Genomic DNA, 14,230 nt, shown 5'->3' with positions numbered 1-14,230 from the left:
TTTATCCATTATGCCCGCTCGAGCTCCGCTTTGATCGTGCCAATGACATCATGGGCCACCATCTCGCGCGCTTGGCGGACGGCATGGAAAATAGCGTTCGCATCGGATGAGCCGTGCGCTTTAATGACCGGAGCGTTCAAGCCGAACAACGCCGCCCCGCCGTATTCGGAGTAGTCCATCATCTTTTTCAGTCCGGCGAGCTTCGGCTTGAGGACAGCGGCGGCGAGTTTTGCGACCGCGCCGCTTGTCAGCGTCTGCTTGAGCAACGAAAAAAGCGCCATCGCCGTTCCCTCGATCGTTTTTAAGGCGACATTGCCGGCAAACCCATCAGCGACAACGACATCGGCCACGCCATTCAGCAAATCGCGCGCCTCCACATTGCCGATGAAATGAAGGTTCGTTTCTTTCAGCAAGGAGAACGCCCGCTTCACGGTTTCATTCCCTTTTTGATCTTCGGTGCCGACGTTGAGCAGGCCGATGCGCGGCTTGGCGATGCCCCGCACTTGTTGGGCATACACGTGCCCCATAATCGCATATTGCTGCAAATGCTCCGGGCGGGCGTCGACATTGGCGCCGACATCCAAAAAGACAAACCCCCGCCCGTCCAGCGTAGGCAATGTCGGCGCGAGCGCTGGCCGGTCGATGCCGGCAATCCGCCCAACGACAAACAGCCCAGCCGCCATCAACGCACCAGTATTGCCGGCCGATATGCACGCGTCAGCGCGTCCTTCTTTCACTTCTTCCGCCATGCGCACCAACGACGAGTTTTTTTTGCGCCGCACAGCCCGCACCGGCTCATCGGTCGCTTCAATCACCTCATCGGCATGGAGGATCGACAGGCGCCCTCCGTCCGGCACATGCGGACGGATTTTCGCTTCGTCGCCGATAAGCGTAATATGAATGTCGGGAAAATGCGCGGCGGCTCGAGCCGCCCCAAGGACGATTTCGCGTGGAGCATGGTCGCCTCCCATGGCATCAATCGCGATGTTCATTGCTGTCGCCATCCTTTTTCTCTATGTTTGAACGATACATTTCGAACGTTCCGGAAAACACGAGCTCTTGGCCGACGTAGCTGTTTACGTCGACAATCGTGCGCCCGTTCGCCGTTTTGCCGGTCACCTTCGCCTTCGCCACCACCCGTTCGCCTTCCTTGACTTGACGAACAAAGCGGATCGTCGCTTTCGCCGTCAGCGCCAATTCGTCATGGATTACGGCAACGGCGAGCGAATTCGCCTGGGCGAACAAATGATGGCCGCGGGCGATGCGGGTGCGCCGGAACACATGATCTTCTTTCACATCGAAAATGGAAATGGCGCTCTCATCCGGCTCAATGTCGATAATATCGCCGATCACTTCCTCAAGCGGCAGCGCCCGCACTTTATCCGCGAACGACTGGCGGGCGACATGTTTAATGCGCTCGCGCAGCTCCGGAATCGACAGTTCAAGCCGGTCGAGGCGGATCGTCTGCACGCTGACTGAGAACTTTTCTGCCAGCTCTTCGTCGGTAATAAACGGATTTTCCCGGATCGTCTCCTGCAGCAGCCGTTGCCGTTCGCGTTTGCTTTTTCTCATCGATTCGTTACACCGTCCGGTTTTATGACTAGGTACTAAAAGTAATATATAATATCAAAAAACGGAATGCAAGCAGAAAAAGTGAAAAGCGGCCACATTTTGCCGCCTGCCTATTAATCTAGCTTTTCTCCATCGAGCACGCCGGACGCCTCAAGTTCGGCGCGCAGCCCCGCGTACGCTTCATCACGCCAAAACGCCGTCGTCGACACGAGTTTGGCGGCATCGCGGCGCGCGACTTCCAAGATGCGGTAATCATGCACCGGATCGCCAAATTGAAACTCCGGAAGCCCGCTTTGTTTCGTGCCGAAAAAATCGCCTGGACCACGCAGCTCCAAATCCTTTTCCGCCAGCACAAACCCGTCCGTCGTCTCCGTCATGATGCGCATCCGTTCTTTGCCGACTTCCGATTTCGGGTCGGCAATTAAAATGCAGTATGACTGGGCGTCCCCCCGCCCGACCCGGCCGCGCAGCTGATGAAGCTGGGCAAGTCCAAACCGTTCGGCGTCATAGATGACCATCACGGTGGCGTTCGGCACATTCACCCCGACTTCCACGACCGTTGTCGAAACGAGCACATGAATGCGGTTTTCACTGAACGCTCGCATCACCGCTTCTTTTTCATCGGCCGACAGCCGGCCGTGCATGAGGCCGATCTCATATTTCCCGCGGTAGTAGTGGACGAGCTGACTATGAACATCAATGGCATTTTGCACATCCAATTTTTCCGACTCTTCAATAAGCGGACAAATGACGTACGCCTGATGCCCCCGGCGAAGCTCTTTTTCGATAAAATCGAGCACACGCGCGAATTGATGATGCTTGACCCAATACGTTTCCACTTTCTTCCGCCCGGCCGGCATTTCGTCGAGCACTGATACGTCCATATCGCCGAACGCCGTGATCGCCAGCGTGCGCGGAATCGGCGTCGCCGTCATCATCAGCACGTCCGGGGCATGCCCCTTTTCGCGCAAAATGCGACGCTGCTCGACGCCAAACCGGTGCTGCTCATCAGTAATGGCGAGGCCGAGCCGGCGAAACTGTACACCTTCTTGAATCAACGCGTGCGTCCCAATGACGATGTCGATCGCCCCTTCCTCCAATTCCGCAAGCAGCTCTTTGCGCCTCTTCCCTTTCACGGAGCTTGTTAACAGCGCCAGCGTGACATCTGTGCCGGCAAACAGGTCGGCGAGCGAGCGGGCATGCTGCTCAGCCAAAATTTCCGTCGGCACCATCAGCGCTCCTTGAAAGCCGGACAACACCGCCGCATACAGCGCCACGGCGGCCACGACCGTCTTGCCGGAGCCGACATCGCCTTGCAAAAGACGGTTCATTTGCCTTGGCGCCCGCATATCGGCCAAAATCTCCTTGATGACGCGCCGCTGGGCGTTCGTTAATGAAAACGGCAAAGCGGAAAGAAACGCCGCCAGCCGCTCTTCGGAAAACGAATGGGCGACGCCGTGCTGCCCGTCGCGCACAATTCGCCGAAACGCCTGCATTTTCAGCTGGTACAGCAAAAACTCTTCATAGACGAGCCGGCGTCGCGCCTGGTGCAACTCTTCACGCGAGCGCGGAAAATGAAGGGCGCGAACCGCCTCCTGCTTGTCGACAAGACGGTAGGCGCGGCGCAAAGCGGGCGGCAGCGGGTCGGGAATGTGCGCGCCAAACTGGGCGAACGCCGCCTTCATGAGCCGGCGCATCGTTTTGACCGTCAGCGGGCTGCGCACCGAATAGACCGGTTCAATGCCGGCCGTCTCCGGGGCGGCCCCGAAACGAAGCTCATAGGCGTTGATCGCCTGCCGGTGCCGGTCCCATTTGCCGATTACGGTCACCGTTTCATTGAAGGCGAGTTTTTCTTTCAAATACGGGCGGTTGAAGCAGACAACCGTGATTAAATAGCGGCCGGAAAGCAGGCGAAAGGAAAGGCGCGACTTTTTTTTTCCGTAATACGTTACAAGCGGGGCGCTGTGCACCTTCCCTTCCACTGTCACTTTTTCTTCATGGCGGGCGGCGGCTAGATCTTTTTGTTCGTAATCGTCATACCGGTACGGCGCATACATGAGCAGGTCGCCGACGGTTGTGATGCCGATGTCGGCGAGCGCCGCCGCCGTTTCTTCACCGATGCCTTTGACCGCCGTCACCGGCTGTTGCATCGTTTCGTTCACTTCGATGCCGCAGAAGCGCCGAAAATGCGGGCCGCGATGGCGCGGCCGGTCGGCGTCGCGGCCAACCCCCCTTGCGCAGTTTCTTTCAGCGCCACCGGCATGGCCGCGCCGATGCGGTACATCGCCTCGATCACTTCATCACACGGAATGCGGCTTTTTACACCGGCCAGCGCCATATCAGCAGCGATCATGGCGTTGGCCGCCCCCATCGCATTCCGTTTGACGCACGGCACTTCGACCAAGCCAGCGACAGGATCACATACTAATCCTAGCATATTTTTTAAGGCGATCGCCATCGCTTCGGCTGCTTGAGCAGGCGTTCCGCCGGCCAGCTCAACGAGCGCCGCAGCCGCCATGCCGGCTGCCGAACCGACTTCGGCTTGACAGCCGCCGGCCGCCCCTGAGATGGAAGCATTGTTGGCGACGACATAGCCGAACGCCCCAGCGGTGAACAAAAATTCGACCATTTCTTTTCTCGTCGGATTCAACCGCTCTTTCACGGCAAACAGCGTCCCGGGGACAACGCCGGCTGAGCCCGCTGTCGGCGTCGCACAAATGACGCCCATGGCCGCGTTCACTTCATTTGTCGCCATGGCTTTGCTGACGGCATCCAAAATCGTTTCCCCGGACAAAAAGCGGCCCTGCTCGATATAGCGCTGCACCCGCACCGCATCGCCGCCTGTCAGCCCCGAGCGGGAAACGACTCCTTGCAGCCCTCTTTCAACAGCCCGCTCCATCACTTCGAGGTGGCGCTCCATTTGCGCCATAATCTCCTCCCGGCTGCGCCCGCTCACTTCGACTTCTTGGCGGATCATCACCTCAGCGATTTTGATTTGCTCTTTTTCCGCCAATGCAACAAGCTCGGCAACATTGCGAAACATTCTCTTTTCCCCATCCTTCCTGTCCGTCATCATGGCTGTCTTCGCAAAACATGGAACCGCTTTCGATTTAATCAACGAGTTTGGTTACTTGAATAATGTTAGGCAGCTGCTCCAACTCTTGCAAAAGCTCGTCGGTCAACGGTTGATCGACTTCGATCGTCATCAGCGCTTCCTTCCCTTTTTCCTTGCGCGATACTTCCATATGGCCGATATTAATGGCATGCTTCGCCAGCGCGCTGGCCACCGCCCCGATCGTCCCGTAACGGTCGTTATGCATGATTAATAGCGCTGGGTGATGGCCCGACAACTTTAACTCGAACCCGTTTAACTCGATGATTTCAATTTTCCCTCCGCCAATGGACACGCCGACAAGCTCAAGCTCCCCTTTTCCGTCGCCAATGCGCACACGCGCCGTGTTCGGGTGATGCGGAATCGCCTCTTCGGCGGAAAACGAGACGTCCATTCCCGCAGCCTGAGCGATCGCCAGAGCGTCCGGGATGCGCTCATCAAACGTATCAAATCCAAGCAACCCGGCGACGATGGCCACATCGGTCCCATGCCCCCGGTACGTTTCGGCAAACGAGCCGTAAAACGAGATGCGCGCCCATTCAGGCTGTCTTCCAAACAGCTTGCGCGCGACGAGGCCGATGCGAGCCGCCCCGGCGGTATGCGAGCTTGACGGTCCGACCATCACCGGGCCGATGATGTCAAAGACGCTTTTATATTTCATCGGTGCCTTTCCTCCGTTCGCATAAAAAATAGAAGGGAATGCTCCCTTCTATTATTTTAACATATTATTCGACGGAAATGATAAACGGATAGAGCGGCTGCCGGCCGTTGTGCACTTCGACTTCCACTCCATCATATTCCGTTTCCAGATAGGCGACAACAGTTTCCACTTCCACTTCGGTCGCATCCTCACCGTACAAAATGGTGACAATTTCACTTTCCTCGTCAATGAGCGCATCAAGCAGCCGCTTCGTCACGGCCAACTTGTCCTTATCGGCGACGACGATGCGGTCATCGAACAGCCCCATGTAGTCGCCTTTTTCGATTTCGACGCCATCGATTGTTGTATCGCGCACGGAAAACGTCACTTGCCCCGTTTTCACCCGCGAAAGCGCCGCCGTCATCGCCCGCTCGTTTTGCTCGGCTGACTGCGCTGGATTGAACGCCAAGAGCGCCGCCATGCCTTGCGGAACGGTTTTCGATGGGATGACGATCACCTGCCGCTCGGAAAGCTCGGCCGCTTGTTTGGCCGCCATCACGACATTTTTGTTGTTCGGCAGCACGAACACCGTCTCCGCGTTGACGCGGCGAATGGCCTCCGCGATTTCTTCGGTGCTTGGGTTCATCGTCTGTCCGCCTTCAATGACCGCGTGCGCGCCGATGCTTTGAAACAATTCGGCCACGCCGGCGCCCATCGCGACGGCAACGATGCCGTACGGCTTCGCTTCTTCCGCGCCGGCTTGCAGCGGCCGTTCCGCCTCTTTGCCGACGATGTTGGCATGCTGTTCGCGCATGTTTTCAATTTTAATGTTGATGAGACTTCCGTAGCGCTGGCCGTAGGTCAACACCTCGCCCGGCGTTTCCGAATGGATGTGCACTTTGACAAGCTCGTCGTCGGCGACGACAAGCAAAGAATCGCCAAATCGGCTCAAGTCGCGGCGAAACACTTCTTCGGAAAACGGATGCTGGGCCAGTTTGTCCTTCTCAAACCGAACCATGAATTCCGTACAGTAGCCAAACTCAATTTCGTCGGTATGAATATGGCTTTGCGCGCTTTGATGATGAGCCATCTTTACAAGCTCTTCCATCGGCACTTCGGCGGGAGCGGTGCTGACAGCTTCTCCTTTCAAAGCGGCAAGGAATCCTTCGTACACGTACACAAGCCCTTGGCCGCCGCTGTCGACAACCCCGACTTCCTTTAAGACCGGCAGCAGCTCCGGCGTGCGCTTGAGCGCGGCTTTCGCCTCCGCAAGCGCCGCTTCCATCACCGCTACGACATCGCGATCTTTTTTCGCTGTTTCAATTGCCTTGCGCGCCGCCTCTCTCGCTACGGTGAGGATCGTTCCTTCGACCGGCTTCATCACCGCCTTATAGGCCGTATCGACCCCCGCTTGCAGGGCGGCGGCAAATTCGAAGCCGTCCACTTGCGGTTTGCCTTCCACCGCTTTGGCAAACCCGCGGAACAACTGCGACAAAATAACGCCGGAATTGCCGCGCGCCCCCATCAACAATCCTTTCGCCAGCGCCGCGGCGACGTTGCCGATATGGTCGGAGGCATGCGCCTTCACCTCTTTCGCTCCGGACGTCATCGACAAGTTCATGTTTGTTCCTGTATCGCCATCTGGAACCGGAAAGACGTTCAGCGCATCGACCGCCTTGGCGTTGTTCGCCAAATGCGCGGCTCCTTGCTGCACCATATCGGCAAACCGTCTTCCGTCAAGCGTCCTCATTGCCACCGGCTGATTCCCCCTTACTACGGATTCACCACCCGAACCCCTTGGACGTAAATGTTGATGGACTGAACCGCCAATCCAAGCGTCTGATCGAGTGTATACTTCACTTTCGACTGCACATTGTGGGCGACTTCGGAAATTTTCGTCCCGTAACTGACGATGATGTACATGTCGATATGTACTTCGCCGTTTTCCTCGCGGACGATAACTCCTTTGGAAAAGTTCTCACGGCGCAAAATTTCCGACAGCCCGTCGCGAATTTGATTTTTCGACGCCATTCCGACAATGCCGTAGCAATCGACGGCCGCTCCCCCGGCAATCATGGCAATGACCTCATTGGCAATTTCAATGCGCCCATATTTTGTTTGCCATTCAATTGACATGTTCGTTCCCCCTTTGCGTATCTCGCACAGCTACCCCCATTGTACTATAACGTTTTCTGTTTTCAAAGCGCTTCCCGGCCGCCCACTAGTATTATTTAGCCGAAAACTGAAATATATGTCAAGGACATTTTCTTGAAAGAGAAAGAGCGCGTCTATTGCAATCCCTTCCGTTGTATGATAAATTATAATAGTGTTTTTAGAGGGATGTAAAAGCAAGGAGGGAAAAACGATGGCGAAATGCTTCATTACCGGCAAGAAAAAATCGTTCGGCAACACACGTTCGCACGCCATGAACGCCAGCCGCCGCACGTGGAAAGCCAACTTGCAAAAAGTGCGCATTTTAGTCGACGGCAAACCGAAACGCGTTTGGGTTTCGGCGCGCGCCCTGAAATCCGGAAAAGTGAAACGCGTCTAACCGTTCAACAAAAAAAGCACCAAAAATGGTGCTTTTTTCTTACCCTTTTTTAAACGCGTTCAACACCGCCCGCACAATTCCGCCTAAAAATTTCGGCAGCTTGATCGTATAAAACTTCATCCCGATTCCCTCCTCACACCCGTCATATCACGCGCTTCCCGCCATTTCCTTATCCAGTATATTCCGTTGCTGACCAATCGCAACTACGGGCAGCCGGCAAAATCGCTGCTCCTTATCATCATTAATATGCCTTCCGAAAACGAAAAAGTACCGGAAGATTGGATAAGTTCGTTACTAATACATAGTGTGGAACCGCGGGAAATATGACAGTCGGCCAATGGATATTTAAATCCAATAAGCGTGAGCCCCGCCACCGTTTCAGAAATCGGGATGTAAGACACATAGCGGTATCGATCGTCGCGTGTGATCGTATGCACGCCGGGCAGATGGACGGTCAACACATTTTGCCGGTCGACGATTTCAATCGGCCGGCCGGCGTATTTCAGCAACAGCTCGACATTGCCAAACAGATGGTCAAGACGTCCGCCGGTGGCGCCAAACAGACGGATGTGGCAGGCGTCCTGTTCCACCGCCCAATCAAGGGCGATCTCCATATCTGTTTTGTCTTTTTCTGCCGGCCATATTTCCAAACCCGGAAGCATTTGCTGAAGCTTGGCCACTTCTTCAGCCGGCACGGAATCGAAATCGCCAAACGCCCGCACCGGCTGGAGGCCGGCTTCAAGCAGCGCCGTTGTGCCGCGGTCGACGCCGACCCAATGCACATCCGCGCCGTCATAGCGGCGCAAGCTAGGGAGAAGCTCACGCGGGCCGCCGCCGACAATATGGATCACCATTCCCCTTCCCCCCTTCGCCTTTTTCAATAAGAAAAAGCCTTGTTTCGCCTTGCCTGGCTTTTCCGGCGCTCACCGCCTACCGTTGCAGCGGCTGCCGGATGCAAGAGCCCGTTCTCTACTTGGCGCACGCTTCTCGCAAAGCGCGAATGGCCGCCGCCCGGTCCGCCTCATTGTAAATGGCCGACCCGGCGACGAGCACATTCGCCCCGGCTTCGGCGCAAAGCGGCGCTGTTTTCGCGTTGACGCCGCCGTCCACTTCGATGTCCAGCGCCTTGTTTTGTTCGCCGGCCAAACGGGCGACTTCGCGAATTTTCGGCACGACGGACGGAATGAACGCCTGCCCGCCAAACCCCGGGTTGACTGTCATCAATAGGACAAGATCGACGTCGGCGATGACATGGCGGATTGTCTCAACCGGCGTATGCGGATTCAACACGACCCCGGCCTTGACACCTTGCTCTTTAATAAAGTGAATCGTCCGGTGCAAATGCACGCACGCCTCGGCGTGGATGGAGATGATGTCCGCCCCGGCTTTGGCGAACGCCGGAATGTATCGGTCAGGGTCGGCGATCATTAAATGAACGTCAAGCGGCAGCTTCGTCACCGGGCGAATGGCGGCAACGACCGGCGGCCCGATCGTGATATTCGGCACGAACCGTCCGTCCATGACATCGACATGAAGCCAATCGGCTCCGCCTTCTTCCACCGAACGGATTTCCTCGGCCAAACGGGCAAAATCAGCTGACAAAATCGATGGCGCAATTCGAATCATCGTTCAATACCTCGGCTTTCGTCCTTTCATTTCCGCAACAAAACTTAAATAATGGTCGTAGCGGTACGGCGGAATGTCCCCGGCCTCAGCCGCCTCGCGGACCGCACATTTCGGTTCGGCCACATGAAGGCAGCCGCGGAACTTGCACCCTTCTCCGTATTCCCGGAATTCCGGAAAATAGCGCGGCAGCTCGTCAAGTTCAATATCGTCGAACTCGAGGGCGCTAAACCCCGGTGTGTCGGCGACGAGCCCGCCGGCCACCTCCAGCAGCTCGACGTGGCGGGTCGTATGTTTGCCGCGCCCTAAATGGGTGGAAATATCGCCGGTTTTCAGCCGCAAATCCGGGCGAAGCGCATTTAACAGCGATGACTTGCCGACGCCGGACTGTCCGGCAACGACCGAGACGCGGCCGCGCAGGTGCGCCGCCAGCTTATCGAGGCCGTCTTTTGTCACGGCCGACGTCTCAATCACCTCATAGCCAATGCGCCGGTAATCACCTGCATAACGGGCGATCGCGTCTTTCGCCTCGCCATCGAGCAAATCCATTTTGCTAATGACGATAATCGGCGCAATTTCCTTCGATTCGATTAAGACGAGAAAGCGGTCCAACAGCTTGGCGCTAAAGTCCGGGCTTACGGCAGAAAAAACTAAAATCGCCTGTTCGACGTTGGCGATCGGCGGCCGCACCAGTTCATTTTGCCGCTCGCGAATGTCCAAAATGTAGCCTTCCGTCTCACTTGTCGCCGTAAAGACGACGCGGTCGCCGACAAGCGGCGTCACTTTTTGCTTGCGAAACACACCGCGCCCGCGGCACTGAAACACATTCCCTTCCGAGAGCACGTAATAAAATCCGCTCAACGCTTTGATGATTTGCCCTTCTGCCATAGCCTCACTCCTTTTTTCCGCCGTGTTCTGGATATGGAATCGATCCTTCGTCTTTGACAACATTGTTGACAATAACGCGATAATACGCCGTCTCCCCGTATGGAATTTCAAACTCTACGATCTCCGTGACCGGCCCTGTCAGCCGGTACGTTTTATATGGCGTTGTCATGTTATGGTTCGCATCTTGAATGTAAAGCTGGGCTTCCACCACCTGTCCGTTTTCCGCCGGCTCGTATGGGATGACGATTTCTTTGATGACCGTTTTGGATGGTTTCGGCTCCGGGCCGCGGGAAATGACGACCGTAACAGTCTCGCCTTTTTCCACCTGCTCATTGGCTGCCGGAGTTTGCGAGATGACAAGCCCTTTCGGCACTTCATCGGAATACTCGTACTTCACTTCAATGCGCAGCCCTTGGTCTTCGCCGTAGTCGCGCACACTTTTTTCCGTATAGCCGCTCAAGTCTTTGAGCGTTACGGTTTCCGGACCGAGGCTGACCGTGAACATCACTTCCGTTTCGCTCGGCACGACTTCATCGCCGGCGTACGGATATTGATCCAAAATCGTCCCTTCCGGCTTATCGCTATGGCGGCCGTTGCGCGTAATGCGAGTGAACCCTTCCGCGCGCAGCTCCTCCTCGGCGGCCGAAATATCGTCGCCGATAAAGCTTGGAAACTCGATTTTCTTTTTGCCGGCGCTCTTATAGATGACAATGCCGGCCCCTTGCTTCACCGTCATTCCGGCTTCCGGGTCGGTGCGCACGACTTTTCCTTCTTCTATTGCATCATCTTCGACATCGATCGTGTCTTTGATTTCCAAGCCGAGCGCCGACAACTGTTCAACAGCTTCGTCATAGTCTTTATTGACGACATCCGGCACCGTCACTTCCTTTGGAAAGAACACGTCCGGAATCCATGTGAGCGCGCTCACGCCGGCCGCTCCAAGCAATAGGATGACGGCGGCAAGCCAGGCGATCCAGACCCGCTTCCGTTTCGGCTTCGCCTTTGGCTCGTCATCCGCTTTGGCCGGCTCGTTCGCCTTTTCCTCATAGACAAGCGTCTCCGGCTCAAGCGCGGCGCTTTCCGGATGTTTTATGATCGGGATGGCCTTCGTCGCTTCATCGCCGTCATCCGGGATCGTGAATTTGGCCTCGTTGCGCCGCCTCGGGTCCAGCGCCGTCCGGATGTCCTCGTTCATGGCGCGCGCCGATTCATAGCGGTAAAACGGGTCTTTCGCCGTCGCTTTTAAAATAATATTTTCGACGCTTTGCGGAATGTCGGGATTCCACGCCTTGGGCGACGGCGTTTCCGCCTGCAAATGCTTCAGCACGATCGAAACGGCCGATTCGCCGGAAAACGGCAGCCGGCCGGTGACAAGCTCAAACATGACGATGCCAAGCGAATAAATGTCCGACTTTTCAGTGGCAATGCCGCCGCGCGCCTGCTCCGGCGACAAATAATGAACCGAACCGAGCACCGAGTTCGTCTGTGTAATCGTCGTTCCACTCATCGCCACCGCGATGCCGAAGTCGGTCACTTTCACGTTGCCGTGCTCATCAAGCAAAATGTTTTGCGGTTTAATGTCGCGGTGGATAATGCCGTTCTCATGGGCATGGGCGATGGCCGACGTCAGTTGGTCCATGATGCAAAGCGCCCGCTCGACCGGAAGCGGGGCATGCTGCTGAATGTACTGTTTCAGCGTCGAACCGCGCACATACTCCATCACGATATAATAAAGGCCTTCTTCCTCGCCGACGTCGTAAATCGGCACAATATGCTCATGATTTAAGCTCGTCGCCGCCTGCGCTTCGCGGCGGAACCGTTTAATAAACCGGTCGTCGTTGGCAAAATCAAGGCGGAGCACTTTCACGGCGACATCGCGCTCCAAAATGATGTCGCGGGCCAAATAGACATTCGCCATGCCGCCGCCGCCGATCAGGCTGATGATTTTGTAGCGGTCGTTCAATCGCTTTCCGATAAGCACGCCGATCACCCACCTTCACGTTCCACTGAAAAATCAACGACTGCAAGCGAAATGTTGTCTTCCCCGCCCCGCCCGTTCGCCAATTCGATGAGCGCCTGCGCTTTTTCTTCAAGCGCGCCGGCACCGGTCAAAATTTGCACGATGTCTGCCTCGGGCACTTTGTTTGACAATCCGTCCGAGCATAGCAGGAGCATATCGCCGTCATCGATGGAAACGGTTTTGATATCGACCTTCACGGCCGGTTCGGTGCCAAGCGCCCGCAAAAGCACGTTTTTGCGTGGATGGTGTTCGGCGTCCTCTTTGGAAATTTGCCCGCTTTTGACCAGCTCATTGACAAGAGAATGGTCATCGGTCAACTGTTGAATTCCGTTTTGGTTCAATAAGTAGCAGCGGCTGTCGCCGATATGCGCGATGGTGGCAAACGGCCCAGCGCAAATGGCGCCGACGACCGTCGTTCCCATCCCTTGGCATTCCGGATGGGAGAGGGCGTAGCGAAACAGCCGCTCATTGGCGGCTGCGATCTGCACTTTCAGCCACTGCTCCGCCTCAGCCGGCGAGGAAATGCACGGCGCTTGCTCCCATTGCTCTTGCAAGTGCGCCACCGCCATCGCGCTCGCCACATCGCCGGCGCGGTGACCGCCCATTCCATCGGCGACAACCGCGAAATATTGGCCGCTTTCGTTGACAAATACACCGCCGTTGTCTTCGTTATGCTCGCGAATTTGGCCGATATCAGTTCGGAAAACGGCTCGCATCCGATTCACCTCGTCTCTTCTTTCCGCTCCTTCGCGCGAAGCTGTCCGCAGGCGGCATCGATGTCGTGTCCGTGTTCGCGGCGAATGGTGACGTTGATTCCATGTTTTTTCAGCGCCCGTTCAAAGGCAAAAATTTGGTTGCGCGGCGTGCGCACATAATTTCGCTCCGGCACATAGTTGACCGGAATCAAATTTACATGGCATTTCAGCCCTTTAAGCAGCTCGGCCAGCTGCTCGGCATGCTCAAGTTGGTCATTCACTCCGCCGAACAATCCGTACTCGAACGTCACGCGCCGTCCAGTTTTTTCAATGTAGTATCGGACCGCCTCCATGAGCTTCGGCAGCGGATACGCCTTATTAATCGGCATCAGCTTCGTCCGCAGCTCGTTCGTCGGTGCATGCAGCGAAATGGCGAAATTGATTTGCATGCCTTCGTCAGCAAATTGATAGATTTTCGGAATAATCCCGCTCGTTGACACGGTGATATGGCGGGCGCCGATGTTCAACCCTTTCGGATGGTTGACGATGCGCAAAAATTTGATGAGCGCATCGTAATTGTCAAACGGCTCGCCAATGCCCATCACGACGATGCTGCTGACGCGCTCATTGGTCTCATCGAGCGCCTTTTGCACGTGTACAACTTGAGCGACGATTTCGCCCGCTTCCAAATGACGCTTCAGCCCACCGAGCGTCGAGGCGCAAAACGTGCAGCCGATGCGGCAGCCGACTTGGGTCGTCACGCACACCGAATTGCCGTAGTTATGGCGCATGAGCACGGTCTCGATCGAATAGCCGTCATGGAGCTCAAACAAAAACTTGATCGTCCCATCTTTGGACGTTTGCTTGACAATCGTTTTGAGCGTCGTGATCGAAAACGACGCCGCGAGCTGTTCGCGCAGCCGTTTCGGCAAGTTCGTCATCTCGGCAAAATCGGTGACGCGCTTTTCATACAGCCATTCGTAAATTTGTGTGGCGCGAAACGGCTTTTCGCCTTGAGCAGCAAGCCATTCTTTCCACTCGTCAAGCGTGAGCGAATAAACAGACGGCAACGATGGCGGCTGCCCGCCGCTGGAGGCCCGGCGGACAGCGGTCTGGACGATTTCCACTC

The 14,230-nt window shown here is 56.1% G+C and carries 15 protein-coding genes; 1 reads left to right on the top strand and 14 read right to left on the bottom strand.

Annotated features, from left to right (window positions below; all coding sequences use genetic code 11):
* Positions 1 to 8: 8 nt before the first annotated feature.
* The 7 genes from plsX to ACR1UW_RS07295 form a co-directional block, all read right to left on the bottom strand.
* Entirely contained in the window at positions 9 to 992 is a 984-nt protein-coding gene (gene plsX / locus ACR1UW_RS07325; protein WP_063330718.1) for a phosphate acyltransferase PlsX, read from the bottom strand.
* Positions 976 to 1,572 (bottom strand): transcription factor FapR, encoded by a 597-nt coding sequence (fapR, locus tag ACR1UW_RS07320; RefSeq protein WP_033011168.1) that lies wholly within the window; start codon positions 1,570 to 1,572, stop codon positions 976 to 978. The genes plsX and fapR overlap by 17 nt, the downstream gene beginning before the upstream one ends.
* Before the next feature lie 113 nt (positions 1,573 to 1,685).
* Positions 1,686 to 3,734 (bottom strand): ATP-dependent DNA helicase RecG, encoded by a 2,049-nt coding sequence (gene recG / locus ACR1UW_RS07315; protein WP_033011169.1) that lies wholly within the window; start codon positions 3,732 to 3,734, stop codon positions 1,686 to 1,688.
* Positions 3,731 to 4,615 carry an L-serine ammonia-lyase, iron-sulfur-dependent, subunit alpha gene (sdaAA, locus tag ACR1UW_RS07310; RefSeq protein ID WP_055358402.1) on the bottom strand — a complete coding sequence of 295 codons (885 nt, stop codon included), beginning with the start codon at positions 4,613 to 4,615 and terminating at the stop codon, positions 3,731 to 3,733. The genes recG and sdaAA overlap by 4 nt, the downstream gene beginning before the upstream one ends.
* A gap of 67 nt (positions 4,616 to 4,682) precedes the next feature.
* On the bottom strand, positions 4,683 to 5,345 hold the full coding sequence (sdaAB, locus tag ACR1UW_RS07305) for an L-serine ammonia-lyase, iron-sulfur-dependent subunit beta (protein WP_047818118.1): 663 nt from the start codon (positions 5,343 to 5,345) through the stop codon (positions 4,683 to 4,685).
* A 64-nt stretch (positions 5,346 to 5,409) separates the two neighbouring features.
* Complete coding sequence (locus ACR1UW_RS07300) at positions 5,410 to 7,080, bottom strand: DAK2 domain-containing protein (protein ID WP_033011176.1); 1,671 nt, start codon at positions 7,078 to 7,080, stop codon at positions 5,410 to 5,412.
* 17 nt (positions 7,081 to 7,097) lie between these two features.
* Entirely contained in the window at positions 7,098 to 7,460 is a 363-nt protein-coding gene (locus ACR1UW_RS07295; protein ID WP_033011178.1) for an Asp23/Gls24 family envelope stress response protein, read from the bottom strand.
* Positions 7,461 to 7,689: 229 nt separating this feature from the next.
* On the opposite strand from ACR1UW_RS07295, the gene rpmB reads away from it, so the two are divergent.
* Entirely contained in the window at positions 7,690 to 7,875 is a 186-nt protein-coding gene (gene rpmB, locus ACR1UW_RS07290) for a 50S ribosomal protein L28 (protein WP_033011180.1), read from the top strand.
* Positions 7,876 to 7,914: 39 nt separating this feature from the next.
* Here rpmB and spoVM read toward each other — a convergent pair whose 3' ends face one another.
* The 7 genes from spoVM to rlmN form a co-directional block, all read right to left on the bottom strand.
* On the bottom strand, positions 7,915 to 7,995 hold the full coding sequence (spoVM, locus tag ACR1UW_RS07285; protein ID WP_033011182.1) for a stage V sporulation protein SpoVM: 81 nt from the start codon (positions 7,993 to 7,995) through the stop codon (positions 7,915 to 7,917).
* Positions 7,996 to 8,078: 83 nt separating this feature from the next.
* Positions 8,079 to 8,729: a thiamine diphosphokinase gene (locus ACR1UW_RS07280; protein WP_498935109.1), complete on the bottom strand. Its 651-nt coding sequence runs from the start codon at positions 8,727 to 8,729 to the stop codon at positions 8,079 to 8,081.
* 115 nt (positions 8,730 to 8,844) lie between these two features.
* Positions 8,845 to 9,501: a ribulose-phosphate 3-epimerase gene (gene rpe, locus ACR1UW_RS07275; RefSeq protein WP_498935107.1), complete on the bottom strand. Its 657-nt coding sequence runs from the start codon at positions 9,499 to 9,501 to the stop codon at positions 8,845 to 8,847.
* 3 nt (positions 9,502 to 9,504) lie between these two features.
* Positions 9,505 to 10,386: a ribosome small subunit-dependent GTPase A gene (gene rsgA / locus ACR1UW_RS07270; RefSeq protein ID WP_498935105.1), complete on the bottom strand. Its 882-nt coding sequence runs from the start codon at positions 10,384 to 10,386 to the stop codon at positions 9,505 to 9,507.
* A 4-nt stretch (positions 10,387 to 10,390) separates the two neighbouring features.
* The gene (pknB, locus tag ACR1UW_RS07265; RefSeq protein ID WP_095860200.1) at positions 10,391 to 12,367 is read right to left on the bottom strand and encodes a Stk1 family PASTA domain-containing Ser/Thr kinase; all 1,977 of its coding nucleotides are present in this window, start codon (positions 12,365 to 12,367) and stop codon (positions 10,391 to 10,393) included.
* Positions 12,368 to 12,372: 5 nt separating this feature from the next.
* Positions 12,373 to 13,122: a Stp1/IreP family PP2C-type Ser/Thr phosphatase gene (locus tag ACR1UW_RS07260; protein WP_094239876.1), complete on the bottom strand. Its 750-nt coding sequence runs from the start codon at positions 13,120 to 13,122 to the stop codon at positions 12,373 to 12,375.
* Positions 13,123 to 13,127: 5 nt separating this feature from the next.
* The gene (gene rlmN, locus ACR1UW_RS07255) at positions 13,128 to 14,228 is read right to left on the bottom strand and encodes a dual-specificity RNA methyltransferase RlmN (RefSeq protein ID WP_033011194.1); all 1,101 of its coding nucleotides are present in this window, start codon (positions 14,226 to 14,228) and stop codon (positions 13,128 to 13,130) included.
* Positions 14,229 to 14,230 lie beyond the last annotated feature (2 nt).

The sequence above is a fragment of the Geobacillus lituanicus genome, assembly GCF_050994965.1.
Classification (GTDB): Bacteria; Bacillota; Bacilli; order Bacillales; family Anoxybacillaceae; genus Geobacillus; species Geobacillus stearothermophilus.
The sequence above is the reverse complement of the archived record's forward strand: the minus strand, read 5'-3'. Positions and strand labels throughout refer to the sequence as shown.